Annotated in this window: 24 protein-coding genes and 2 pseudogenes; 13 read left to right on the forward strand and 13 right to left on the reverse strand. The window is 60.8% G+C overall.

Going from position 1 to position 22,280, the window contains the following annotated elements:
* Positions 1 to 5 precede the first annotated feature (5 nt).
* Together purN and purM are read right to left on the reverse strand one after the other, a co-directional pair.
* Complete coding sequence (purN, locus tag EA798_RS05980; RefSeq protein WP_106158099.1) at positions 6 to 653, reverse strand: phosphoribosylglycinamide formyltransferase; 648 nt, start codon at positions 651 to 653, stop codon at positions 6 to 8.
* On the reverse strand, positions 653 to 1,711 hold the full coding sequence (gene purM / locus EA798_RS05985; protein WP_106158100.1) for a phosphoribosylformylglycinamidine cyclo-ligase: 1,059 nt from the start codon (positions 1,709 to 1,711) through the stop codon (positions 653 to 655). The genes purN and purM overlap by 1 nt, the downstream gene beginning before the upstream one ends.
* A gap of 374 nt (positions 1,712 to 2,085) precedes the next feature.
* Here purM and EA798_RS05990 point away from each other — a divergent pair, with 374 nt between their 5' ends.
* From EA798_RS05990 to hda, 3 genes are read left to right on the forward strand one after another with little or no spacing between them, the layout of a single operon-like run.
* Positions 2,086 to 3,135: a DUF2066 domain-containing protein gene (locus EA798_RS05990; protein WP_122098384.1), complete on the forward strand. Its 1,050-nt coding sequence runs from the start codon at positions 2,086 to 2,088 to the stop codon at positions 3,133 to 3,135.
* Between the two features lie 56 nt (positions 3,136 to 3,191).
* Entirely contained in the window at positions 3,192 to 4,289 is a 1,098-nt protein-coding gene (locus EA798_RS05995) for an AI-2E family transporter (protein WP_204156814.1), read from the forward strand.
* On the forward strand, positions 4,286 to 4,990 hold the full coding sequence (hda, locus tag EA798_RS06000; RefSeq protein WP_015276341.1) for a DnaA regulatory inactivator Hda: 705 nt from the start codon (positions 4,286 to 4,288) through the stop codon (positions 4,988 to 4,990). The genes EA798_RS05995 and hda overlap by 4 nt, the downstream gene beginning before the upstream one ends.
* A 48-nt stretch (positions 4,991 to 5,038) precedes the next feature.
* Here hda and EA798_RS06005 read toward each other — a convergent pair whose 3' ends face one another.
* Genes EA798_RS06005 through arsC form a run of 3 tightly spaced genes read right to left on the reverse strand, consistent with a single transcriptional unit; the run spans position 5,039 to position 6,397 of the window.
* A complete protein-coding gene (locus EA798_RS06005) occupies positions 5,039 to 5,449 on the reverse strand; it encodes a DUF2069 domain-containing protein (protein ID WP_106158102.1) in 411 nt (136 codons plus the stop codon).
* Entirely contained in the window at positions 5,442 to 6,047 is a 606-nt protein-coding gene (wrbA, locus tag EA798_RS06010; protein ID WP_015276343.1) for an NAD(P)H:quinone oxidoreductase, read from the reverse strand. Before wrbA ends, EA798_RS06005 begins: the two co-directional genes overlap by 8 nt.
* Positions 6,044 to 6,397: an arsenate reductase (glutaredoxin) gene (arsC, locus tag EA798_RS06015; RefSeq protein WP_122098668.1), complete on the reverse strand. Its 354-nt coding sequence runs from the start codon at positions 6,395 to 6,397 to the stop codon at positions 6,044 to 6,046. The genes wrbA and arsC overlap by 4 nt, the downstream gene beginning before the upstream one ends.
* 161 nt (positions 6,398 to 6,558) lie before the next feature.
* Between arsC and EA798_RS06020 the strand changes: the two genes are divergently transcribed.
* The gene (locus EA798_RS06020; RefSeq protein WP_122098385.1) at positions 6,559 to 7,791 is read left to right on the forward strand and encodes a YihY family inner membrane protein; all 1,233 of its coding nucleotides are present in this window, start codon (positions 6,559 to 6,561) and stop codon (positions 7,789 to 7,791) included.
* A 337-nt stretch (positions 7,792 to 8,128) separates the two neighbouring features.
* Here the strand turns inward: EA798_RS06020 and EA798_RS06030 are convergent, their stop codons facing one another.
* Positions 8,129 to 8,521 carry a hypothetical protein gene (locus EA798_RS06030; protein ID WP_122098387.1) on the reverse strand — a complete coding sequence of 131 codons (393 nt, stop codon included), beginning with the start codon at positions 8,519 to 8,521 and terminating at the stop codon, positions 8,129 to 8,131.
* Positions 8,522 to 8,744: 223 nt separating this feature from the next.
* On the opposite strand from EA798_RS06030, the gene EA798_RS06035 reads away from it, so the two are divergent.
* Entirely contained in the window at positions 8,745 to 9,203 is a 459-nt protein-coding gene (locus EA798_RS06035) for a TlpA family protein disulfide reductase (RefSeq protein WP_122098388.1), read from the forward strand.
* Positions 9,204 to 9,213: 10 nt separating this feature from the next.
* Here the strand turns inward: EA798_RS06035 and EA798_RS06040 are convergent, their stop codons facing one another.
* The 4 genes from EA798_RS06040 to EA798_RS06055 all read right to left on the reverse strand — a co-directional run bounded on the left by EA798_RS06040 (position 9,214) and on the right by EA798_RS06055 (position 13,879).
* Positions 9,214 to 9,786, reverse strand: coding sequence for a lytic transglycosylase domain-containing protein (locus EA798_RS06040; protein ID WP_122098389.1), 573 nt, complete (start codon positions 9,784 to 9,786; stop codon positions 9,214 to 9,216).
* Between the two features lie 5 nt (positions 9,787 to 9,791).
* Entirely contained in the window at positions 9,792 to 10,724 is a 933-nt protein-coding gene (locus tag EA798_RS06045; RefSeq protein WP_122098390.1) for a hypothetical protein, read from the reverse strand.
* A 9-nt stretch (positions 10,725 to 10,733) separates the two neighbouring features.
* Positions 10,734 to 12,449 carry a proline--tRNA ligase gene (locus EA798_RS06050; protein ID WP_122098391.1) on the reverse strand — a complete coding sequence of 572 codons (1,716 nt, stop codon included), beginning with the start codon at positions 12,447 to 12,449 and terminating at the stop codon, positions 10,734 to 10,736.
* Between the two features lie 164 nt (positions 12,450 to 12,613).
* On the reverse strand, positions 12,614 to 13,879 hold the full coding sequence (locus tag EA798_RS06055; RefSeq protein WP_106158110.1) for an OprD family porin: 1,266 nt from the start codon (positions 13,877 to 13,879) through the stop codon (positions 12,614 to 12,616).
* 432 nt (positions 13,880 to 14,311) lie between these two features.
* Here EA798_RS06055 and EA798_RS06060 point away from each other — a divergent pair, with 432 nt between their 5' ends.
* Entirely contained in the window at positions 14,312 to 14,734 is a 423-nt protein-coding gene (locus tag EA798_RS06060) for an HIT family protein (protein WP_122098669.1), read from the forward strand.
* A 2-nt stretch (positions 14,735 to 14,736) separates the two neighbouring features.
* Complete coding sequence (locus tag EA798_RS06065) at positions 14,737 to 14,943, forward strand: SlyX family protein (protein WP_106158111.1); 207 nt, start codon at positions 14,737 to 14,739, stop codon at positions 14,941 to 14,943.
* A 47-nt stretch (positions 14,944 to 14,990) separates the two neighbouring features.
* Here the strand turns inward: EA798_RS06065 and EA798_RS20740 are convergent.
* The 3 genes and pseudogenes from EA798_RS20740 to EA798_RS06075 form a co-directional block, all read right to left on the reverse strand.
* Positions 14,991 to 15,209: pseudogene (locus EA798_RS20740) on the reverse strand (cold-shock protein); the annotation flags it as partial.
* 81 nt (positions 15,210 to 15,290) lie between these two features.
* A pseudogene (locus EA798_RS20840) lies at positions 15,291 to 15,920 on the reverse strand (cold shock domain-containing protein membrane protein); the annotation flags it as partial.
* A complete protein-coding gene (locus EA798_RS06075; protein WP_106158113.1) occupies positions 15,877 to 16,347 on the reverse strand; it encodes a Dps family protein in 471 nt (156 codons plus the stop codon). The gene EA798_RS06075 and the pseudogene EA798_RS20840, both read right to left, overlap by 44 nt.
* 350 nt (positions 16,348 to 16,697) lie before the next feature.
* Here EA798_RS06075 and aspS point away from each other — a divergent pair, with 350 nt between their 5' ends.
* From aspS to ybgC, 6 genes are all read left to right on the forward strand, one after another.
* A complete protein-coding gene (gene aspS / locus EA798_RS06080) occupies positions 16,698 to 18,473 on the forward strand; it encodes an aspartate--tRNA ligase (protein ID WP_122098393.1) in 1,776 nt (591 codons plus the stop codon).
* Positions 18,474 to 18,623: 150 nt separating this feature from the next.
* Entirely contained in the window at positions 18,624 to 19,373 is a 750-nt protein-coding gene (locus EA798_RS06085) for a YebC/PmpR family DNA-binding transcriptional regulator (RefSeq protein WP_015276358.1), read from the forward strand.
* Positions 19,374 to 19,525: 152 nt separating this feature from the next.
* Positions 19,526 to 20,050: a crossover junction endodeoxyribonuclease RuvC gene (gene ruvC, locus EA798_RS06090; protein ID WP_122098394.1), complete on the forward strand. Its 525-nt coding sequence runs from the start codon at positions 19,526 to 19,528 to the stop codon at positions 20,048 to 20,050.
* A gap of 73 nt (positions 20,051 to 20,123) precedes the next feature.
* The gene (gene ruvA / locus EA798_RS06095) at positions 20,124 to 20,729 is read left to right on the forward strand and encodes a Holliday junction branch migration protein RuvA (protein ID WP_106158117.1); all 606 of its coding nucleotides are present in this window, start codon (positions 20,124 to 20,126) and stop codon (positions 20,727 to 20,729) included.
* 3 nt (positions 20,730 to 20,732) lie between these two features.
* On the forward strand, positions 20,733 to 21,785 hold the full coding sequence (ruvB, locus tag EA798_RS06100) for a Holliday junction branch migration DNA helicase RuvB (protein ID WP_106158118.1): 1,053 nt from the start codon (positions 20,733 to 20,735) through the stop codon (positions 21,783 to 21,785).
* Between the two features lie 51 nt (positions 21,786 to 21,836).
* The gene (gene ybgC / locus EA798_RS06105; RefSeq protein WP_038658078.1) at positions 21,837 to 22,280 is read left to right on the forward strand and encodes a tol-pal system-associated acyl-CoA thioesterase; all 444 of its coding nucleotides are present in this window, start codon (positions 21,837 to 21,839) and stop codon (positions 22,278 to 22,280) included.

Below are 22,280 nucleotides of genomic sequence, written 5' to 3' on the forward strand. Positions count from 1 at the left end.
ATCTCCTAGATTCTGATCTGATAGCCGGCGGCCGGCAGGGTGACGCCATCCAGCATCGCGCCTTGTTCGGCAAGGCGCAAGCGCCCCTCGGCGAACCAGCGCATGGCCAGCGGATAGATCTGATGTTCTGCTGCATGTACCCGCTGAGTCAGGCTTTCGATGTCGTCGCCTGAATTGACCTGTAGGGTGGCCTGGATGGCGACCGGGCCGCCGTCCAGCTCCTCGGTGACGAAATGCACGCTGCAGCCGTGTTCGCTATCGCCCGCCTCGAGTGCCCTTCGATGGGTGTCGAGGCCCTTGTATTTGGGCAGTAGCGACGGATGAATGTTCAGCAGACGGCCCTGGTAGTGACGGACGAAACCAGGCGTGAGGATGCGCATGAAGCCGGCCAGAATCACCAGATCCGGCGCATAGCCGTCGATCACCTCCATCAGCGCGGCGTCGAACGCCTCGCGGCTACCGAACGCCTTGTGATCCAGTACGGCGGTGGGGATGTGCGCGCCCTGCGCCCGGGTCAGGCCGAAGGCATCGGCGCGGTTGGCAATCACCGCACGAATACATGCGGGATTGCCATCGGCCTGGCTGTCGATCAGGGCCTGGAGGTTGCTGCCAGACCCTGAAATCAGCACCACTACATTGCAGGCTGCGGTCATCAGTGCTGTTTCAGATTGTTCAGCACGACGCGTTCGGCACCTTCCGCGGCGTTGGCGATCTGGCCGATGACCCATGGCGACTCGCCGGACGCGCGCAGGTTGGCCAGCGCGGATTCGACCTGGTCCTGAGCGATGCAGATAACCATGCCGACGCCGCAGTTGAGCACGCGGTGCATCTCGTGCTCGTCGACGTTGCCTTTCTCCTGCAGCCAATCGAATACCGCCGGGCGAGCCCAGCTGGCCACGTCGATGATTGCCTGGGCACCGTCGGGCAGAACGCGCGGGATGTTGTCGAGCAGACCGCCGCCGGTGATGTGCGCCATGGCCTTGACCGCGCCGGTGTCCTTGATCAGCTTGAGCAGCGGCTTGACGTAGATGCGCGTCGGGGCCATCAGCAAGTCAGCCAGCGGCTTGCCGTCGACCTGGGTGCTGTCGATGTCGGTGCCGGACACTTCGATGATCTTGCGGATCAGCGAATAGCCGTTGGAGTGCGGGCCGGAAGAGGGCAGTGCGATCAGGGCGTCGCCGGCCCGGACCTTGGAGCCGTCGATGATCTCGGCCTTTTCCACCACGCCGACGCAGAAACCGGCCAGGTCGTAGTCCTCGCCCTCGTACATGCCCGGCATCTCGGCGGTTTCGCCGCCCACCAGCGAGCAGCCAGCCAGTTCGCAACCGGCGCCGATGCCTGTGACCACGGTGGCGGCCACGTCCACGTTGAGCTTGCCGGTGGCGTAGTAGTCGAGGAAGAACAGCGGCTCGGCGCCGCAGACCACCAGGTCGTTGACGCACATGGCGACCAGGTCCTGGCCGATGCTGTCGTGCTTGTTCAGGTTCAGCGCCAGACGCAGCTTGGTGCCGACGCCGTCAGTGCCTGAGACCAGCACGGGCTGCTTGTAGCCCGCCGGGATTTCGCACAGGGCACCGAAGCCGCCCAGGCCGCCCATAACCTCAGGTCGAGCGGTGCGCTTGGCCACGCCTTTGATGCGCTCGACCAGCGCTTCGCCTGCATCGATGTCGACGCCTGCGTCCTTGTAGCTGAGGGAGGGTTGCTTGCTCATAGAGTCCGGACCTGTAAAAGGAGTGCGGGTGTCGACCGGTCGGTTGTTGCATTCAGGCCTTGCAAACGATTCGGGCATTTTGGTGTTGCCACCAGAACGGCCGATTGAGCGCAGGGCTTGCACCCCTGCGCCGCGTTTGCCACAGGCGCTGGATACCGGGCTCGAGGAGCACCGGAACCGGTCTGCGGAAAGCGCGCGATTTTATCAGGCTTGCCGCACAGCGGCCATCCCGATAGCGGTGACGCAATGGGGGTTCGGCCGTTGTCTGCTTGCGCAACTGTGCGGTCGACGGTTGCCGCGTCTGGGACGGCTGTTTAAGGTGTGGTGTCGTCTTTTCCCTTACTTCCTGCCCTGGTGGCCTGCGAGAAACAATCATGCGCGTTATCTATCGCCTAATCGTCCTGTGCGTTGCGCTGGGCGCGGCCTTGCCCAGCCAGGCCGAACAGCTCAGAGGCCTGTACCAGGTGCGCGAGCCGGTTTCTGGCCAACAGGCCGAGGAGCGCGCTGCGGCATTGCAGCGTGCCTTCGATACGTTGTTGCTCAGGCTGACCGGCGACGCGCAGGTGGCCAAGCGTCAGGAAGTTGCTGCGCTACGGGATGATCCGCAACAACTGATCAGCAAATATGGCTATGAGGGCGAGCATATAGTTGTGGACTTCGATCCGGGTACGACCGAGCGAAGCCTGCGGCGTGCCGGCGTGTCACTGTGGGGCTCCAATCGGCCGACGCTTCTGGTCTGGTGGTTGAACGAGCGTGTCGAGGGCACCCAGCTCCTGGGCGACGGGCAGGACGGTGCAGCACCATTGCGCTCTGCAGCGCAGCATCGTGGTCTGCCGGTCCGTCTGCCACTGGCCGACCTTTCCGAGCAGCTGCTGGCCACGCCGGACGCGTTCGGTGCGAATAGCCGTCAGACATTGGGCGATGCCTCGGAGCGTTATGACGCCGATGTGCTGCTGGCCGTCCATGCCCGCGAGGCCGACTCCGCCTGGCAGGGGGTATGGAAGGTCTGGCTCGATGACGAGGAGCGCGACGGCAAGGCCAAGGCCGATTCGCTCGAGGGGCTGGCTGATGCGGTGCTGCTGGCGGTCAGTCAGTATCTGGCGCCGCGCTATGTGGTTGCCCCGGGGGCTGCGTCGGATCTCACCGTGGAAATCATCGGAGCCGACGTTGCGCGCTTTGCCGAGCTGGATCGGTTGCTGGAGCCGTTCGGTGGCAGCCTGTTACGGGTGGAGAGCGATCGTCTGGTCTATCGGGTCAACGCCAGCCCGGAGCAGCTGCGCGCGCAGTTGTCGTTGGCACGCCTGCACGAAGTTCCCGAGGACGAGCTGCCGCTGGATGCGAGTCAGCCCATGGTTGAGCCAGGCGATGAGGCAGCCGCGCCAGCGGCGCCTCAGGGCGGTACAGTGCTGCGTTTTCGCTGGTAGTAAAGCAGTCCATACTTCAGCGCTTTTGTGATTGTCCTGCAGGGAAGGCATAGAGCATGACCATGAATGATTCGAACCGTTGGCTGTGGCTGGCGGGCCTGCTGCTATGCGCCTGGCTGGTCTACCTGCTTACGCCAATCCTTACGCCGTTTCTGATCGGCATCCTGCTCGCCTATCTGGGCGACCCGCTGGTCGATCGTCTGGAGCGCTGGGGGCTCTCCCGGACCTGGGGGGTGATCGCGGTATTCGCTCTGTTCAGTCTGCTGATGTTGCTGATGCTCTTGGTCCTGCTGCCCATGCTGGGAAAGCAGCTGGTGAGGCTCTACCAACTGGCGCCGCTGACCCTCGACTGGTTGCAGCACCAAGCATTGCCGTGGGTGCAGCTGCAGTTTGGTCTGGAGGAGAACTTCTGGCGTCTCGACCAGCTCAAGGCCGCTTTCTCCGCCCATCTGGGCAGCACCACCGATGTGCTCGGCATAATCCTGAGTCGGGCCACGGCGTCCAGCCTGGCACTGCTCGCCTGGATCGGTAATCTGCTGCTCATTCCGGTGGTCAGTTTCTACCTGCTGCGCGACTGGGATCTGATCATGCTCAAGCTGCGCAGCCTGCTGCCGCGCAAGCGTGAGGGCATGGTCGTGCGGCTGATGAGTGAATGCCATGAGGTGATCGGCGCATTCCTGCGTGGTCAGCTGTTGGTGATGCTGGCGCTGGCCATCATCTATGCCTCCGGTCTTATGCTGGTAGGGCTCGAACTTGGGCTGCTGATCGGGGTGCTCGCTGGGCTTGCCAGCATCGTGCCCTACATGGGCTTCGTCGTCGGGATCGGCGCGGCCGTAGTGGCTGTGCTGTTCCAGTTCGGGCTGGCGCCTTATCCGCTGCTGGGTGTGGCGGCAGTATTCACCGTCGGGCAGATGCTCGAAGGCATGCTGCTGACGCCGCTGCTGGTGGGCGATCGAATCGGACTGCACCCGGTTGCGGTGATTTTCGCCGTGCTCGCCGGAGGGCAGCTTTTCGGCTTTACCGGCGTTCTGCTGGCGCTCCCGGTGGCGGCCGTGATCATGGTTCTGCTGCGCCATGTTCACGATCTCTATAAACTCTCGGACCTTTACGCCGAGCCCGCCGGTGCACCGGCCGAACCACCCAGCCAGCCATGAAACCCATCCAGCTTCCCCTCGGCGTCCGTCTGCGTGACGACGCCACCTTTGCCAACTTCTATCCGGGCGCCAATGCCGCGGCGCTCGGCTATGTGGAACGGCTGTGCTCGCCGGCCGCCGGCTGGTCCGATGAGCTGATCTATCTCTGGGGGCAGGCAGGTGTCGGCCGCAGCCACTTGCTGCAGGCGGCCTGCCTGCGGGTGGAAGAGCGCGGCGAGCAGGCGGTTTATCTGCCGTTGGCCGAAGTGGTCGAGTATGGTCCGGCCCTGCTGGATAACCTCGAGCAATGCGAACTGGTGTGCCTGGACGATCTCGATGCGGTAGCGGGAGATGCGGTTTGGGAAGAGGCGCTGTTCCACCTGTTCAACCGTCTGCGCGACGCCGGTAGACGGCTGCTGCTGGCTGCCAATGGTTCGCCGCGGGAATTGCCAGTCAAGTTGCCTGACCTCAAGTCGCGCCTGAGCCTGGCTCTGGTGTTCCAGCTGCAGCAGCTGTCCGATGAGGACAAATTGCGAGCCCTGCAACTGCGTGCTTCACGCCGGGGGCTGAATCTGCCGGATGACGTAGGCCGCTTCATCCTGACTCGCGGCTCGCGCAGTATGAATGCGCTGTTCGAGCTGCTCGATCAGTTAGATCAGGCGTCGCTGCAGGCACAGCGTAAGCTGACCATTCCCTTTCTCAAGGAAACGCTCGGCTGGTAGTCGACCGGCTGCGATGGGAGCGCCGCTGCGCTCCCATCGAGTGCGCTCTCAGGCTTCGCCCATCGCCTTGCGCTCGTACTGGTAACTCCAGCGGGTATACAACAGCGCCGCAACGAACAGCGTCATGCTGATCGCTGCTTCCAGCACGCCGTAGATCATCCGTGCCGGGTCGATAGCTGCCAGCACGCCCTGGATGAAGTACAGGTTGACGATAAAGCAGAGCCAGGCGTGCGCGCGCGGACTGCCGGCGATCATGCCGGGCGCGACCAGCAGCAGTGGGATGAGCTGGATGCTGACCACAACCCAGGTCCGCGCGCCATGCAGGTCGGCGAATACGAGGTTCCACACGGTCAACAGCGCCGCAAGGCCGAAGAAGCTGGCCAGGCTGATCGCACGGCTGGCTTTTACGCGGGGAGTGAGCCAGTCCAGGGAGGGCAGCGGTTTACGTTTCTTAGCCACGAGATGTCTCCAGCTGCTGTGCGGTGCGCGCCAGACGCTGCCCAAGGGCGCGACACAGAGCAATTTCATGTTCGTCGAGCAAGCGCTTCCCGTCAGCGCCGGCATGATGGCTGGGGCCGTACGGCGTACCGCCGCCATGGGTTTCCAGCAGCGCGTTCTCGCTATAGGGCAGGCCGAGTACCAGCATGCCGTGATGCAGCAGCGGCAGCAGCATCGACAGCAGGGTGCTTTCCTGGCCGCCGTGCAGGCTGGAGGTCGACGTGAACACGCCGGCCGGTTTGCCGACCAGTTCGCCGGTCAGCCACAGGCTGCTGGTGCCGTCGAGAAAGTATTTCATAGGCGCGGCCATGTTGCCGAAGCGAGTCGGACTGCCAAGCGCGAGGCCGGCGCAATTCTTAAGGTCTTCGAGGGTCGCATACAGAGCACCGGAGTCCGGAATGGACGGCGCAACCGCTTCGCATTCGGCGGAGACGGTGGGGACAGTGCGCAGACGCGCTTCCAGTCCCGCCATTTCCACGCCGCGGGCGATCTGCCGGGCCATTTCCGCTGTGGCGCCGTGGCGGCTGTAATACAACACAAGGATATAGGGCGTGCTCACGGCAGGATCTCCAGCACTTTCTCCGGTGGCCGACCGATGATCGCCTTGTTCCCCGCGATGAGGATCGGGCGTTCGATCAGGCGTGGGTGTTCGATCATGGCGTCGATGAGCTCGGCTTCGCTGAGCTCGGGATTGGCCAGGTTGAGGCCCTTGTACTCTTCTTCACCGGTGCGCAGTAGTTGCCTGGCGGTGAGCCCCAGCTTATCCAGCAGGGCGCAGAGCTCTGCCGCGCTAGGAGGTGTTTCCAGATAACGCACGATTTCAGGCGCCAGGCCACGGGCTTCGAGCAGTTCCAGCGCCCCGCGTGATTTCGAGCAGCGAGGATTGTGGTAGAGGGTAAGTTCGGTCATTTGTAGTTGCGTCTCGCCGGATGAGGTGGCCATTCTAACCCTCATCGGGGCACTGGCCGAAATGAGCTGCTGTGGTGATTCGTGCCTGCGCCCGGTCCGGGTTCTTTAGATCGTGAGAGCTGTCGAGCCAGTGGCCAAAGGCAGTCCTGAAAGGAGAGGGGATGCATCAGCGCATCGACAACATGCTTGAATTCGGCCGCTTTCTCGTCAGGCGTTTCCTGGCTGACCAAGGGCCTCACAGCGCAGCGGCCTTGACCTACACCACGCTGTTCGCCGTAGTGCCGATGATGACCGTTACCTTCGCCATGCTGTCGGCGATTCCCGCGTTCAAGGGGGTCGGCGAGCAGATCCAGTTCTACATCTTCAACAATTTCATTCCGTCCACCGGTGCAACGATCCAGGAATATCTGCTGGCCTTTACCAGCCAGGCGCGACAGCTCACCTGGTTCGGTGTCGGCTTCCTCATGGCCACTGCGTTGATGATGCTGCTGACTATCGAGAAGGCATTCAACACTATCTGGCGCGTTCGCCAGCCGCGTAGGGGTGTGTCGAGCTTCCTGCTGTACTGGGCAATTCTCAGTCTGGGGCCGCTGCTGCTGGGCGCGGGGTTTGCTACCAGTACCTATATCGCCTCGCTCTCGCTGATCTCAGGGCCATACGCGCTGATCGGTGTTGGTACGCTGATAAAGGTGATGCCCTTGCTGCTCAGCGTGGCGGCCTTCACGCTGATCTACGCGGCTGTGCCCAATACCCGTGTTCCGCTGCGCCATGCGCTTGCCGGTGGCGTTTTCACTGCCGTGCTGTTCGAGGCCGCGAAGCAGCTGTTCGGTGTGTATGTCAGTTATTTCCCCAGCTATCAGCTTATCTACGGCGCCTTCGCTGCCGTTCCGTTGTTCCTGTTGTGGGTCTACCTGTCCTGGATGATCGTGCTCTTCGGTGCGGAGCTGGTATGCGGCCTTTCCTCCTCTCAGCAATGGCGACGACGTCCGCTGCCGCGTTTGCTGGTGATGCTGATGCTCCTGCGCAACCTGTATCAGCGCCAGCAAGACGGACGTGAGATGCATCTGCGCGATGTGCACAAAGCTGGTTTGCGCCTGCCGGAAGATGAGTGGGACGACATACTCGGATTTTTCGAACAGGAGCAACTGGTCTGCCGGACCGGATCGGGCGGCTGGGTGCTCTGTCGTGACTTGAACCATTACAGCCTGGACCAGCTGCTGCGCTGCAATCCTTGGCCTTTGTCGGCGCGCGTCGAGTTACCCGAGCAACTCGACGAACCCTGGTATCCAACACTGCGCCGATCTCTCGAACTGCTGCAGCAGGAGCAGGCCAATCTGTTCGGTGGCAGTCTCGCGGACTGGTTGCAAGCCGGCGGTGACAAAAAACGTCAGTAAGGGAGTGATTGCGCGAGCATCATTCTCAACGGCCACCTCCACGAGACTCGCAAGGGTGCGGATACCCGGCGCGCCGGCGTCCGTTCGCGCAATGGCACGCTTTTGGCTATTGCTTCGGTGGCTGAGAGGAACGCGTGATGAACGGCAAGCGCAGCACAATTCTATATCTGCATCAGCGAGCGCCAGGCGCGGCGCTCGAAGCATTGAACCGCCTGACCGGTCTGCGCTTTACGCATTGGCCCGAGTCACTCGTGGATCGGTCTCGCACGCAACTGAGCGCTATACCAGATGTATCAGGAGCCCCACTGATTGAGCCGCAGAAGGTCAGCGGCTGATTTCAGGCCTGCACGGCTTTCATTTCTGCGGCGACAGGCTCGACCGGATGGACGAACAGCTCTTCGACCGTAACCGCTGCCACCGCTGAAGTCGGTCGCAGGTGGATCTGCAGGTCCTCGATCTTGTGACGAACCGGCAGACGCGCAACCCCTGATAACAGTATCTTCCCTGCACCATCGGTTCGCCCGTGATCGACGGCCGCTTCTCGCTGCTGCTGGCCGTCGCGATACTTGGCGACAAGCGACACCGCCAGCCCTGCGCGTCCTTGTAACTGCAGCCAGCTCGCAACATTGAATTCGGCGACGCGACCGTCATACGTGGTGAGGGCAATAGCGGCTTTTTCGACGATCCGCGAGGGAACTGTTCCGATCAGTTTGTCGTGAAGTTGAGGCATGGTTTCGCTACTTGGCAGACGGTGAAGGTGCGGAATTATAGGCAGCGCTAGTCGGGCAAAACTGTGCACTTGAGCGCCGGGGTGCGTGACCAAAATCGCAGAACGGCAAAAACGCGACGGTTACTTGGCGCCACTTGCTGTGGTGTCAGGTTGCGGTCCGTCGGCTGCCTCTCGCGCCTGGACGCTGTATCCTTCGGGTGCATACGTAAGAGAACTCCTCCTCATGACCAGACCTTTTGCCGCATCCTTGCTCCTTCTTGCCTGCCTGTTGATCTCCGCCTGCGAAAAGGATTGGGGCGTCGATCAGCACGGGCAGGAGATCACCGTTGCGCATTTGCAGGGAAAATGGTTGTTGATCAACTACTGGGCCGAATGGTGCGGGCCGTGCCGTACCGAGATACCAGAGCTTAATGCCCTGGCAATGGCTGAGCACAATCTGGAGGTGCTCGGGGTCAACTTCGACGAGCTGCGGGGTGAGGAGCTTGCCGAAGCGGCCGAGGCGCTGGGGATTCGCTTTCGCGTGCTCAGCGACGACCCTGCCGAGCGGCTGAAATTGTCACGCAGCGAAGTGCTGCCGGTGACCTACCTTGTCGACGATAAAGGCGTGGTCCGAGAGCGTCTGATAGGCGAGCAAAGCGCCGCTGGCGTACTCGCGCACCTGGCGAGGCTGAGAGGCGAGTAGCGCGGGCGCGTCATGGTTTGACGTACCAGAAGTCCTGCCAGAACCCGATCACCTTGGCGGGGTAGCGGTTTTTCCCCAGGCTTCCGTTATAGCGCGCCAGTGCTCGATTGATGTCGCCGTTTTCCTTCTTCAGGTAATAACTGAGGATGGTGCAGCCATAGCGAAGATTGGTGGCGTTGTCGGTAAGGTTATCCTGCGGCCGTCCTAGTTCGGCTTTCCAGAAAGGCATGACCTGCATCATGCCTTGGGCCCCGACACTGGAAATGGCGAAGCGGTCGAACAGGCTCTCGGCATGAATCAACGCCAGCACCAGTTCGGGCTTCAGGCCCGCCTTGCTTGCCTCGCGATGCACCAGTCGGAGAATCGACAGCCGCTCCTCGGCATCCGGCACATAGCGCTTGAGTCGCCCGGACATGTCTACCAGCCAGACTTCCGCATCGAAGCGATCCTGAAAACTGTCCGCTTCTGCCACGGTCCGCTGCATGAGATCGCGCAGTTCTGGCTCTGGAGCCTGGCGGATGTTGGCGGTTGCCGGCAGGGCATGCGCAAGCAGCAATGCGAGCAGAAGAGCGGGCGTCTTCATTGGTCTCAGTTTCCGCTGCTGCCTTCGATCAGGCTTTGCAGAAACTGTTGCTGCAGCTCCGGGTCGTTGCGCGTCAACTCGATCAGGCTCTGCTCAAGCTCACTTGCTTCCTCTTCCAGACCCAATTCAGACAGGCGCCGGACGCGGTGCACCCACTGCGCAACATCGTCGCCCTCGAGATCGTCGAAAATCAGGTCATGCGCTTCCTGCAGCTTACCGCGCAGCTTATGGCTGACCAGCAGAGTCGCATCCGCTCGGGTGCCGTCCTGGCTGTCTTCGACCGACAACTGCAGCTTGCCGATCTGGGCAACATCCTGATCGGCGAAAGGACCGTCCAGCAGGTTCAGCCGCAGAACGCCGTGGCGATCGGTGGACAGTTCGTGGGTGTCCGACCCGGCAATGACTGTCACCGGCCGCTCGGCCCAAGGCAGGCTGGTGTACTCGAGCCGCGCATCCCGGCGCTGCTCATTGAGACTGGCCAGATTCTGTTGCGAGCGCCCATTCGACTCGACGTTCATGAACGGGTTGATGCCGGCGAACCCGTAGCTGATCCAGCCGCGGGTGGCGCGTTCTGGAACGTTGCCGAGCATCACCACGTTGAGCACGTTGGCACCTACCCCGGCGACTACTGCGACGATACCCATGGGTATTTCGTACAGCTCGCGCCAAGGTTGGTAGGGTGTATAGCGGTCGTAACGGCGCGTGACCTCGAAGTCAGTGACTTCGAAGGTCTTCTGCTCCTGTACACGGATGCGCCGTTGCGGCAGCTCCAGTACCTGGGGCTCACCTAGCTCGATGCGCAGGCTATGGTCGAGCAGCTTGCGCTCGGTGCGCGCCTCATGCTCGCTGCGTTGCGGCAAGTGGTTGGCGCAGCCGCCAAGGAGCAGCGCCGCACCAAGGGCGACGCTGGTTGAAACGACAACACGTCGGTTGAACATGGTTTCCGATCAGCGATTAGCGCGCGAGTTGATGAAAGACAGAATCTCCGCCGCCGCAACCGGCTGGGGCTGCGCGTCACGGCGGTGTTTGTATTCCAGGGTGCCGTCAGCCAACCCGCGATCGCTGATTACGATTCGATGCGGAATGCCGATCAGCTCCATGTCGGCGAATTTGACGCCGGGACTGGTCTTTTTGTCACGGTCGTCGAGCAACACCTCGTAGCCGGCCGCGATAAGTTCGGCGTAGAGCTTGTCGGTCGCCTCTTTCACCACCTCGTTCTCGTACTTCATCGGCACCAGGGCGATCTGGAAGGGGGCGAGTGCGTCCGGCCAGAGAATGCCGCGCTCATCGTAGTTCTGCTCGATCGCGGCGGCTACCACGCGGGATACGCCGATGCCATAGCAGCCCATGATCAGGGTAGCCGGCTTACCGTTCTCACCCATCACCTGGCAATTCATGGCTTCGCTGTACTTCGTGCCGAGCTGGAAAATGTGACCGACTTCGATGCCACGCTTGATGACCAGGTTGCCCTGGCCATCTGGACTCGGATCGCCAGTGACAACGTTGCGCAGGTCGGCGATCTGCGGCAGTGGCAGGTCACGCTCCCAGTTCAGGCCGAAGTAGTGTTTGTCGTCGATATTGGCGCCGGCGCCGAAGTCGCTCATCAGTGCGACGGAGCGATCAATCACGCAGGGGATCGGTAGATTCAGCGGGCCCAGCGAGCCGGGGCCGGCGCCGATGGCCGCGCGGATTTCAGCTTCGGTGGCGAATACAAGCGGGCTGGCAACCTGCTCGAGGTTCGCGGCCTTGATTTCATTGAGTTCATGATCGCCGCGCACGATCAAGGCGATTAGCTGGTCTTTCTCGACGCCATGGACGACCAGCGTTTTAACGGTCTTCTCGATGGCCAGGTCAAACTGCTCGACCAGTTCGATGATTGTCTTGGCGTTCGGTGTGTCTACCAGACGCAGCTCTTCGCTGGCCGCTCCACGTTCGGTTTCGCGCGGAATGGCTTCGGCCTTCTCGATATTGGCGGCGTAGTCGGACGTGTCGCTGAAGGCGATGTCATCCTCGCCGGACTCCGCCAGTACGTGAAACTCGTGGGAGCCGGTTCCGCCAATGGAGCCGGTGTCCGCCTGCACAGGGCGGAAGTCGAGACCGAGGCGAGTGAAGACGTTGCAGTACGCCTGATGCATGCGGTCGTAAGTTTCCTGCAGCGATTCCTGGGACAGGTGGAAGGAGTAGGCGTCCTTCATCAGGAATTCACGGCCACGCATCAGACCGAAACGCGGGCGTATCTCGTCGCGGAATTTGGTCTGGATCTGGTAGAAGTTGATAGGCAGCTGCTTGTAGCTGTGGAGCTCATTGCGTGCCAGGTCGGTAATGACCTCTTCATGCGTCGGGCCAACGCAGAACTCGCGGTTGTGGCGATCCTTCAGTCGCAGCAGCTCCGGACCGTACTGTTCCCAGCGACCGGACTCCTGCCAAAGCTCCGCCGGCTGGATGGCGGGCATCAGCACCTCCAGAGCACCAGCCTTGTTCATCTCCTCACGAACGATGGCCTCGGCCTTGCGCAGCGCGCGCAGTCCCATCGGCATCCAGGTATACAGTCCGGAGGCCAGCTTGCGGATCATTCCGGCACGCAGCATCAGCTGGTGGCTGATAACCACTGCATCGGATGGGGTTTCTTTGAGGGTCGAGAGCAGGAACTGACTGGTGCGCATGTGGCCGTTATGTCCTTGCAGAGGCAGAAATTTAGCTCGGCATTGTACGGCGCGTGTGGTGCGGCGTATAGGATCGACATGGCAGCTGGGCAGGCGAGGGGGTTAAACGAAGAGCCCGGCTTTCGCCGGGCTCTGTTTTGCATCGAATCAACTGCGCATCTCGGTTACAGGATGCTCAGCGGGTATTCGACGAACGCGCGGATCTCGTTCAGGTCCGGGCTGCCTGCGTCGCGCAGGGCTCCGTTGGAGCGGTAGATCGAGTTGCGCAGCTTGAGCGAAAGATCTTTAACCGGACCGCTTTGTACTACGTACTGGACCTGGTTGAAGAATTCGCGCTCTTTGCCTTCACCGCTGGCGACGTCGATGTTATCGCCGTAGACATAAGCGGTCTTCCAGAACAGCCCCGGAGCACCGAAGCTGCTGAAATCCAGCTCGTAACTAGCCTGATAGGAGCGCTCGTCTTTCCAGTTGAAGTCGGAGTAGTAGGAGTTGGCAACCCAGATTGAACTGCCGCCGTCGCCTAAGTCGTACGCATATCCGGCGTCGCCGCTAACCCGCTGATGAGCGAGGATGAAAGCATGCGCGCCGACGCTGTACTTAGCCGCGAGGCTCCAGATTGTGCTGTCGTCACCAAATGTTCCGTCGCCGAAGAACGCGTCAGGAATGGTTTCGTTGTCGTATTTGGTCTTATAGATGTTGAAGTCAAACGACAAGGCCTGTTCTGCCCCCATGGGCATTACATAGTTGACGTTTGCGTACTTTTTCTTATAGACATCTTCGACATCCGAAAAATACAGCGAAGCACTGAGATTCTCGTTGAGCTGATAGCTTCCGCCGAAAACATCGGCACTGTTCAGGCCAACGCTATCGCGACTCGACGACGACATTGCGCTGTCGGCAGTAAATCGGCCCGCGTTCAGCTCCAAGCCTTCAATCTCGTTGCTGGTTATGAGTGTGCCGGTGAACGACTCGGGCAGCAGGCGGGAATCGTCGTAAGCCAGAACCGGCATGGACGGGAACTGGTTACCGTACTTGATCACAGTGTTGGAGAACTGAGCTTTGATAGCTGCGCCAGCCTGGGACAGGTCGCGCTCCGGTTCGTTATTGGAGTCGCGTTCGAACATGGCGTTGTAGTTATAGCCCTTGCCGCCATCTAGGCGAACACCGAGGATACCGTAAGCATCCACACCTACGCCGATGGTGCCTTGAGTGAAGCCCGACTCGAACGTGGTGATGAAGCCTTGGCCCCAGCTCCGTACGTCGCCGACGCCGTCCTTGTAGTCACGATTGAAATACGTATTACGCAGCAACAGATCGAGGCTTGCGTCCTCGACGAAACCCTTGGACTCCGATTGCTGGCTGGCCAGCGCCATCTGGGAGGTGCCCGCCGCTACGGCTAGGGCGATTACGCTCCACTTCATCACTTTCATTGTGATTGCTCCTTTGGTTTAAAAACGGTGCTTACCTTCCGCGGTTGCGCGGAAAGGGTGCAACTTCTTAGTCCTGCATCGGGCTTTGCCAGTCATGGCCGCTGTCGCGAATAAAGCCATCCAGAGACTTTACTGTTTAGCTCTAGTGGTGCGCTAGAGCAAGCGATGTGTGTTTCTTTGCCGCGTTTCAAGCCTCTTTCAGGTCCCCATACGCTCTGCTAGCAAAAAGCGTACTCAAATCCGCTCTGCGCTCATTCGTTGGGTTCGTCGCTGTTTTTTTCTTCGGGTATGCACCAAGAGCGCGCCGTCACCCCGCAGTCAGGCACCTTTGCTGTGCGCCGTAGAGCTTGTCGTGCGGCGTGCATGGAGTATCCTTTTTCGATCGCAATGCAGCAGTACGCACCTTTCATTTTCGGTTGGCAGGGGAGTTATATGTTCGTACTCGATTCGCGTCTGGAGCAGGATACGTTGCTGCTTGGCGACTTCCCGCTCTGCCGGTTGTTGTTGATGAACGACGCGCAATATCCATGGTTTATCCTGGTCCCGCGTCGTGAAGAGGTCAGCGAGTTGTTCCAGCTTGACACTGCGGATCAACAGGCGCTGTGGCAGGAAGCTACGTCGCTGGCCGAGACGGTGAAAGACACTTTTGGGGCGGACAAGATGAACGTTGCCACCCTTGGTAATGTGGTCAGTCAGTTGCACGTACACGTCATTGCCAGGCGCCGCGATGATCCCGCTTGGCCGGGGCCTGTTTGGGGTAAGCATCCGGCGCAGCCTTACAGCGCCGAGCAGGTTGCTGTGATCAAAAGCAAGCTCAAGCTGGTGCTGGCCGATCAATTCCGATTTGGAGAATGACGATGGATCTGGAGTCGCGTGTTACGGATCTGGAGACGCGCCTGGCATTTCAGGACGACACGATCCAGGCGCTGAATGATGTGCTCGTGGAGCAGCAGCGGGTTATGGAGCGGATGCAGCTGCAGCTGCGCGCGTTGGCTAAGCGCCAGGAAGAAATGCAAGTGCCGATGGATGCAGGTGAGAATGAAGCTCCGCCACCGCATTATTGAAGATTGATGTGGCAGGGAGGTGAGCTAACCCTCCCTGCCATCGACGCTTATCGGCCCGATTCAACCGGGACGACGTCTTCTGCCTGAAGGCCCTTGTCGCGCATCATGATGCTGAACTCCACGCGCTGCCCTTCGACCAAAACGCGGTGCCCTTCTCCGCGAATCGCCCGGAAATGCACAAACACGTCATCTCCGCTATCTCTGGAAATAAAACCGAAACCCTTGGATGTATTGAACCACTTGACGGTACCGGCCTCGCGACCTGCCGCCGATGGTGTGGCCGTGCCAGCGGGTTTGCGGGTCGGTTTGTGCTGCGCGCGTTGTGCTTGAGGCGTGGCCAGGTGCAGCAGTACTGCAACGAAGGCAAGCAGCAGGCTGGCTAGCGTAGCGGGCTGCCCCGCGATCTGGGGGACCGATGCGAGGACAATAACGGATTGCAGGGCGATGGAAATCAGTAGCAGGGCGGACGCTGCGATGAGTGTGGGGCGGGTTCGGGAATCTATCAGCTGGGCGGATGGCGCAAACTGAACGTTCAGCAGGCCAAGCATAAGCAAGCACAGGGCTTCAGGTTGCAAAAGCAGAGGCATGGCGCCTTGCAGGCTGGGAACAAATGACAGTAACAGGGCAATGACGCCCGCCAGAACATGGACGATCTTCAGCATTCTTGTATGGCTCACGGTTGATAAAACGACAGAAGAAGCCGCAAGGCCGGGAGCTCGTAAAAACGTTCGTCGGGCAGGGCTGAACACTGTTCGAAAAACCGCGCGGGTCCGGCTGCAGCGCGGCGTATTTAACAGTAAAGGAGGAGGGGGCTCAAATGCGTGTTCCGCTGCTCTGGCTGAGTGTACGTAAAGAGAGTGTGACGGTGCCGTTATCAAGTGTGATCGCAAAGCAGGGCGGGGCGTGCAACGCCGCCCCGTCCAGGGAGGCAGCTTAGGCCGAGAGCAGGCTGCGCAACATCCAGGCAGTCTTTTCATGGCTCTGCATGCGCTGGGTCAGCAGATCGGCGGTTGGTTCGTCATTGACCTTGTCCAGCAGCGGGAAGATGCCGCGAGCAGTGCGTACGACCGCCTCCTGGCCTTCCACCAGCAGTTTGATCATCTCTTCAGCCGAAGGGACGCCTTCTTCTTCCTTGATTGAGCTCAGACGTGCATAAGCAGCATAGGTGCCCGGTGCCGGGAAGCCCAGGGTACGGATGCGTTCGGCAATTTCGTCCACCGCAAGAGCGAGTTCGGTGTACTGGGTTTCGAACATGGTATGCAGCGTGTTGAACATCGGCCCGGTAACGTTCCAGTGGAAGTTATGGGTCTTCAGATACAGGGTGTAGGTGTCGGCGAGCAGGCGAGACAGGCCCTCGGCGATGGCTGCCCGGTCCTGTTCGGCGATGCCAATGTTGATTTCCATGTTTTTCTCCTGGGTGGATGGTTCAGTTATTAGTTATGCCAGAAAAATGCATGGCTTTGTGAAGCGATGCGTCTCTGGTTCAGCGGTCGTGGTTTTGGAAGGCCTGGATGGCTGAGGGGTTCCATTCGCGGCCCAGAATTCGAATCCCCAGGTGCAACGGCTGCGCCGCGCTGATTATGTAGATATAATCTCGCGCTTATGCTCGGCGGCCTCTGCGCAAGTCGCAGCACCTGGTGTCATCTGCGGTAACGCGTGCGACACGCGCCGCTTGTGCAGAGCAGCAACGGTGCTGTCACCTGTCGCGGCTCTAGCGCCCCATCGAATTCAAGATACGAGAAGCGAACTCCACCATGATGCGCAGCCACTATTGCGGCCAACTGAACGAAAGCCTGGATGGTCAGGAAATCACTCTTTGCGGCTGGGTACATCGCCGTCGCGACCATGGCGGGGTGATCTTCCTCGACGTGCGTGATCGTGAGGGCCTGGCTCAGGTGGTCTTCGATCCCGACCGCGCGGAAACCTTCGCGACGGCCGACAAGGTGCGTAGCGAGTATGTGGTGAAGATCACCGGCAAGGTGCGGCTGCGACCGGCTGGTGCGGTGAATCCGAACATCGCCTCCGGTGCCATCGAAGTCCTCGGCTATGAGCTGGAGGTGCTCAACGATGCGGAGACTCCGCCGTTCCCGCTCAATGAGTACAGCGATGTTGGCGAAGAGACGCGGCTGCGCTATCGCTTCATCGACCTGCGTCGCCCGGAAATGGCCGAGAAGCTCAAGCTGCGTTCGCGCATCACTGCCAGTATTCGTCGCTACTTGGATGACAACGGTTTCCTCGATGTAGAAACCCCGATCCTCGGTCGCCCGACGCCCGAAGGTGCTCGTGACTATCTGGTGCCGAGCCGCACCCATGCCGGCAATTTCTTTGCCCTGCCGCAGTCGCCGCAGCTGTTCAAGCAGCTGCTGATGGTTGCCGGTTTCGATCGCTACTACCAGATCGCTAAGTGCTTCCGCGACGAAGACCTGCGCGCCGATCGCCAGCCCGAGTTCACCCAGATCGACATCGAGACCAGCTTTCTCGACGAAGCGGACATCATCGGTATCACCGAGGGCATGATCCGCAAGCTGTTCAAGGAAGTGCTGGATCTGGAGTTTGGTGAATTCCCGCACATGCCGTTCGAAGAGGCGATGCGCCGTTACGGCTCGGACAAGCCGGACCTGCGTATTCCGCTGGAGCTGGTAGACGTTGCCGATCAGCTCAATGCCGTCGAGTTCAAGGTGTTCTCCGGTCCGGCCAATGATCCGAAAGGGCGCGTCGCCGCGCTGCGCGTTCCGGGTGCGGCGAGCATGCCGCGCAGCCAGATCGATGACTACACCAAGTTCGTCGGTATCTACGGCGCCAAGGGCCTGGCTTATATCAAGGTCAACGAGCGCGCCAAGGGCGTGGAAGGGCTGCAATCGCCGATCGTCAAGTTCATTCCCGAAGACAACCTCAATGTGATCCTCGATCGCGTCGGTGCGGTCGATGGCGACATCGTGTTCTTCGGTGCAGACAAGGCGAAGATCGTTTGCGAAGCATTGGGGGCGCTGCGCATCAAGATCGGTCACGACCTCAAGCTGCTGACCTGCGACTGGGCGCCGCTGTGGGTCGTCGACTTCCCGATGTTCGAAGAGAATGATGACGGCTCGCTGAGCGCACTGCACCACCCGTTCACCGCGCCGAAGTGCACACCGCAGGAGCTGGAGGCCAACCCGGCTGGCGCTCTGTCGCGTGCCTACGACATGGTGCTCAACGGTACCGAACTCGGTGGCGGTTCGATCCGTATCCATCGCAAGGAAATGCAGCAGACCGTGTTCCGCATTCTTGGCATCGATGAAGCCGAGCAGGAAGAGAAGTTCGGCTTCCTCCTCGATGCGCTGAAGTTTGGCGCGCCGCCACATGGTGGTCTGGCTTTCGGTCTCGATCGCCTGGTGATGCTGATGACCGGTGCGCAGTCCATTCGTGAAGTGATCGCCTTCCCGAAAACCCAGAGTGCGGCGGACGTCATGACCCAGGCACCGGGTGCGGTGGACAACAAGGCGCTCCGTGATCTGCATATCCGTCTGCGCGAGCAGCCGAAGGCGGAATAAGCGCTACCCGAAGCCTGGCTCTGCCAGGCTTCTTCGTCTTGCGGCCTCAAGCCGTACAGGCGTTACGGTGATGGCCGCTTTGCTCTGATGGTTAGCTGCAGGCGGGGCGGTTATCGAGATATCCGATTCAGTCGAAGAATGGAGTGAGTTATGGCTGGTCATTCCAAATGGGCCAATATCAAGCACCGCAAAGAGCGCCAGGACGCCAAGCGGGGCAAGATTTTCACCAAGTTGATCCGTGAGCTGACCGTGGCGGCCAAGCACGGCGGCGGCGTGCCGGCGGACAACCCGCGTCTGCGTCTGGCTGTCGACAAGGCGCTGACGGCCAACATGTCTCGTGATGTCATCGATCGCGCTATCGCACGGGGCGCAGGCTCCAGCGAGGCGGACAACATGACCGAGCTGAGCTACGAGGGTTACGCGCCAAGCGGCGTGGCGATCATCATCGAGGCGATGACCGACAATCGCAACCGTACTGCGGCGGAGGTGCGCCACGCCTTCAGCAAGAACGGCGGCAACCTCGGTACTGATGGCTCCGTCGCCTACATGTTCGATCGTAAAGGTCAGATCAGCTATGCGCCCGGCGTCGATGAGGATGCGTTGATGGAAGCGGCGCTGGAGGCGGGTGCCGACGACGTGGTCAGCCAGGAGGATGGCTCGGTCGAAATCTATACCAGCTTTGCCGATTTCCTCTCGGTCAATGAGGCGCTGACGCAGGCTGGCTTCAAGGGCGACGAGGCCGAAGTGGCGATGATTCCATCAATCATGGCGCCGATTACTGATGTCGAAACGGCGCAGAAGGTGCTGCGCTTGATCGATGCACTGGAAGATCTGGATGACGTGCAGAACGTCTACCACAACGCGGAGATCTCAGACGAGATCATGCAGCAGTTGGGTTGAGTGTCACGCCATCCGAGCCGGGAGTCGCATAAATGTGCTCCCGGCTTTTTTACGGCTGGCGCATCTAGCAGTGTGCCGGACAGTGGTCGGTGGCGGATCAGGCGTCGGCTCCGTATACTCGCCACTGGATAAATAGACAGCACGGCCAAGGCATGACGCTGATTTTGGGTATCGACCCCGGCTCTCGGATTACCGGCTATGGTGTTGTGCGTGACACTGGCCGCGGTTGTGAATATGTGGCGTCCGGCTGCATTCGTACCGGTACTGGCGAGTTGCCCGACCGGCTTCGTGCCGTGTTCAGTGGTGTCAGCGAGGTCATCCGGACCTACGGGCCGGTGACCATGGGCATCGAGCAGGTGTTCATGGCGCGCAATGCCGATTCTGCGCTGAAGCTTGGCCAGGCTCGTGGGGCGGCCATCGTTGCCGGTGCTGAAGCCGGGCTGCAGATCGCCGAATACACCGCGACGCAGGTCAAGCAGGCGATCGCCGGAACCGGCGGTGCGGACAAGCAGCAGGTGCAGATGATGGTCATGCACCTGCTCAAGCTTCTAGAAAAACCACAGATCGATGCGTCTGATGCGCTGGCCATTGCGCTGTGTCACGCCCATCACCGGCAGAGCCTCATTCCACACGGTCTGGTCGGCGCCAAGCGGCGAGGCGGGCGGTTGCGTCTGTAGTCGGCGCAAGCATTTGTGGTTGGACGGATAATCGACTGGTCGCCAGAGATGGGATGGCCACGGAGGACACAGATTGATCGGACGTTTGCGCGGCACGCTGGCGGAAAAGCAACCGCCGCATCTGATTCTGGACGTAAACGGCATTGGCTATGAGGTCGAGGTGCCGATGACGACGTTGTACCGCCTGCCAGCGGTAGGTGAGCCGGTGACTCTGCATACGCACCTCGTCGTGCGCGAAGACGCGCAACTACTTTATGGCTTCGCCGAAAAGCGTGAGCGCGAGCTGTTTCGTGAGTTGATCCGTTTGAACGGTGTCGGCCCCAAGCTGGCGCTGGCCCTGATGTCCGGTTTGGAGGTCGATGAGCTGGTGCGCTGCGTGCAGGCGCAGGACACTTCGGCCCTGGTACGCATACCAGGTGTCGGCAAGAAAACCGCCGAGCGGCTTCTGGTCGAGCTGAAGGATCGCTTCAAGGCGTGGGAAGCCATGCCCGCGACAGCGACCTTCGTGGTTGAACCCGGGAGCAAAACGGCAGTCACAAGCGCCGAGAATGATGCGGTCAGCGCGTTGATCTCCCTGGGATTCAAGCCGCAGGAAGCGAGCCGTGCAGTGTCCGCCATACAGGAAGATGATTTGAGCAGTGAAGAAATGATCCGTCGCGCCCTCAAGGGCATGGTGTAAGCCATGATCGAAGCGGATCGTATCGTCACGGCAGGCAGTCGCGATCGCGACGAACAACTGGATCGCGCCATTCGGCCACTCAAACTGGCTGAGTACATCGGGCAGCCTGTCGTTCGCGAGCAGATGGACCTCTTCATCCGCGCCGCCAAGGGCCGCCAGGAGGCGCTCGACCACACGCTCATCTTCGGCCCGCCGGGGCTGGGCAAGACCACGTTGGCGAACATCATTGCCGAAGAGATGGGTGTGTCGATCAAGAGCACATCCGGGCCGGTGCTCGAGCGGCCGGGAGACCTGGCCGCATTGCTGACCAATCTGGAAGCTGGCGACGTGCTGTTTGTCGACGAAATCCACCGGCTCTCGCCCATCGTCGAGGAAGTGCTGTATCCGGCGATGGAAGACTTTCAGCTGGACATCATGATCGGAGAGGGGCCGGCGGCGCGTTCGATCAAGCTGGATTTGCCGCCATTTACCCTCGTGGGTGCTACCACCCGCGCCGGCATGCTGACCAATCCGTTACGCGATCGATTTGGTATCGTCCAGCGGCTGGAGTTCTACTCCACCGAGGACCTGGCGACCATCGTCAGTCGCTCGGCCAGCATTCTGGGTCTGCCAACCGAGGCCGAAGGCGCGTTCGAGATCGCCCGAAGAGCCCGTGGGACGCCGCGAATCGCCAACCGACTGTTACGCCGCGTGCGCGATTTCGCCGAGGTGCGGGGGCGTGGCGAGATCACCCGGCAGATCGCCGATCTCGCGCTGAACATGCTCGACGTCGACGAGCGAGGCTTCGATCATCAGGATCGCCGGTTGCTGCTCACGCTGATCGAGAAGTTCGATGGCGGCCCGGTGGGAATCGACAGTTTGGCCGCCGCGATCAGCGAAGAGCGGCATACCATCGAGGACGTGCTCGAGCCCTATCTCATCCAGCAGGGCTACATCATGCGCACGCCGCGCGGCCGGGTCGTCACTCGTCACGCCTATCTCCATTTCGGCCTCAACCTGCCCAAGCGCATGGGGGACGCGCCGACGCCGGATCTGTTCGATGGCGACATAGTTTGACGAAAATATTGTTGTCTTACCCGATTGGCATTTACAGGGCCGAGCACTAGTATGCGCGCGCAAGCCGGAGCTGAAATCTTCACCCACCGCTGTCGAGTCTATTACGAGGACACCGATGCGGGCGGCATTGTCTACTACGTCAATTACCTCAAATTCATGGAGCGAGCTCGTACCGAGCGGTTGCGCAGTCTGGGATTTGCCCAGTCGCAGCTAGCCGGTGAAGACTTGCTGTTCGTCGTGCATTCGGTCGAGGCGCGTTACCGTGCTCCGGCACGGCTGGATGATGAATTGCTGGTTACGGCCGAGGTGGTTGAGCTGAATCGTGCCAGCCTGCGTTTTCGCCAGCAGGTCCGGCGTGCGGTAGATGATGTTCTGCTTTGTGAAGGGCAGGTGCTGGTGGCCTGCGTGCGTGCCGAAAGTTTGAAACCCCGAGCCATTCCCGAAGCGCTGCGTGCCGCCTTCGCCGGTTCGGGTCTATCCCCTGCAGGAGAGTAA

It is taken from the genome of Pseudomonas songnenensis (genome assembly GCF_003696315.1).
Classification (GTDB): domain Bacteria; phylum Pseudomonadota; class Gammaproteobacteria; order Pseudomonadales; family Pseudomonadaceae; genus Stutzerimonas; species Stutzerimonas songnenensis.

Excerpts from the sequence above, each read along its gene's own strand:
- purN (WP_106158099.1), bottom strand. The coding sequence starts at position 653 with ATGACCGCAGCCTGCAATGTAGTGGTGCTGATTTCAGGGTCTGGCAGC.
- purM (WP_106158100.1), bottom strand. The coding sequence starts at position 1,711 with ATGAGCAAGCAACCCTCCCTCAGCTACAAGGACGCAGGCGTCGACATC.
- EA798_RS05990 (WP_122098384.1), top strand. The coding sequence starts at position 2,086 with ATGCGCGTTATCTATCGCCTAATCGTCCTGTGCGTTGCGCTGGGCGCG.
- EA798_RS05995 (WP_204156814.1), top strand. The coding sequence starts at position 3,192 with ATGACCATGAATGATTCGAACCGTTGGCTGTGGCTGGCGGGCCTGCTG.
- hda (WP_015276341.1), top strand. The coding sequence starts at position 4,286 with ATGAAACCCATCCAGCTTCCCCTCGGCGTCCGTCTGCGTGACGACGCC.
- arsC (WP_122098668.1), bottom strand. The coding sequence starts at position 6,397 with ATGACCGAACTTACCCTCTACCACAATCCTCGCTGCTCGAAATCACGC.
- EA798_RS06020 (WP_122098385.1), top strand. The coding sequence starts at position 6,559 with ATGCATCAGCGCATCGACAACATGCTTGAATTCGGCCGCTTTCTCGTC.
- EA798_RS06030 (WP_122098387.1), bottom strand. The coding sequence starts at position 8,521 with ATGCCTCAACTTCACGACAAACTGATCGGAACAGTTCCCTCGCGGATC.
- EA798_RS06035 (WP_122098388.1), top strand. The coding sequence starts at position 8,745 with ATGACCAGACCTTTTGCCGCATCCTTGCTCCTTCTTGCCTGCCTGTTG.
- EA798_RS06040 (WP_122098389.1), bottom strand. The coding sequence starts at position 9,786 with ATGAAGACGCCCGCTCTTCTGCTCGCATTGCTGCTTGCGCATGCCCTG.
- EA798_RS06045 (WP_122098390.1), bottom strand. The coding sequence starts at position 10,724 with ATGTTCAACCGACGTGTTGTCGTTTCAACCAGCGTCGCCCTTGGTGCG.
- EA798_RS06050 (WP_122098391.1), bottom strand. The coding sequence starts at position 12,449 with ATGCGCACCAGTCAGTTCCTGCTCTCGACCCTCAAAGAAACCCCATCC.
- EA798_RS06055 (WP_106158110.1), bottom strand. The coding sequence starts at position 13,879 with ATGAAAGTGATGAAGTGGAGCGTAATCGCCCTAGCCGTAGCGGCGGGC.
- EA798_RS06060 (WP_122098669.1), top strand. The coding sequence starts at position 14,312 with ATGTTCGTACTCGATTCGCGTCTGGAGCAGGATACGTTGCTGCTTGGC.
- EA798_RS06065 (WP_106158111.1), top strand. The coding sequence starts at position 14,737 with ATGGATCTGGAGTCGCGTGTTACGGATCTGGAGACGCGCCTGGCATTT.
- EA798_RS06075 (WP_106158113.1), bottom strand. The coding sequence starts at position 16,347 with ATGGAAATCAACATTGGCATCGCCGAACAGGACCGGGCAGCCATCGCC.
- aspS (WP_122098393.1), top strand. The coding sequence starts at position 16,698 with ATGATGCGCAGCCACTATTGCGGCCAACTGAACGAAAGCCTGGATGGT.
- EA798_RS06085 (WP_015276358.1), top strand. The coding sequence starts at position 18,624 with ATGGCTGGTCATTCCAAATGGGCCAATATCAAGCACCGCAAAGAGCGC.
- ruvC (WP_122098394.1), top strand. The coding sequence starts at position 19,526 with ATGACGCTGATTTTGGGTATCGACCCCGGCTCTCGGATTACCGGCTAT.
- ruvB (WP_106158118.1), top strand. The coding sequence starts at position 20,733 with ATGATCGAAGCGGATCGTATCGTCACGGCAGGCAGTCGCGATCGCGAC.
- ybgC (WP_038658078.1), top strand. The coding sequence starts at position 21,837 with ATGCGCGCGCAAGCCGGAGCTGAAATCTTCACCCACCGCTGTCGAGTC.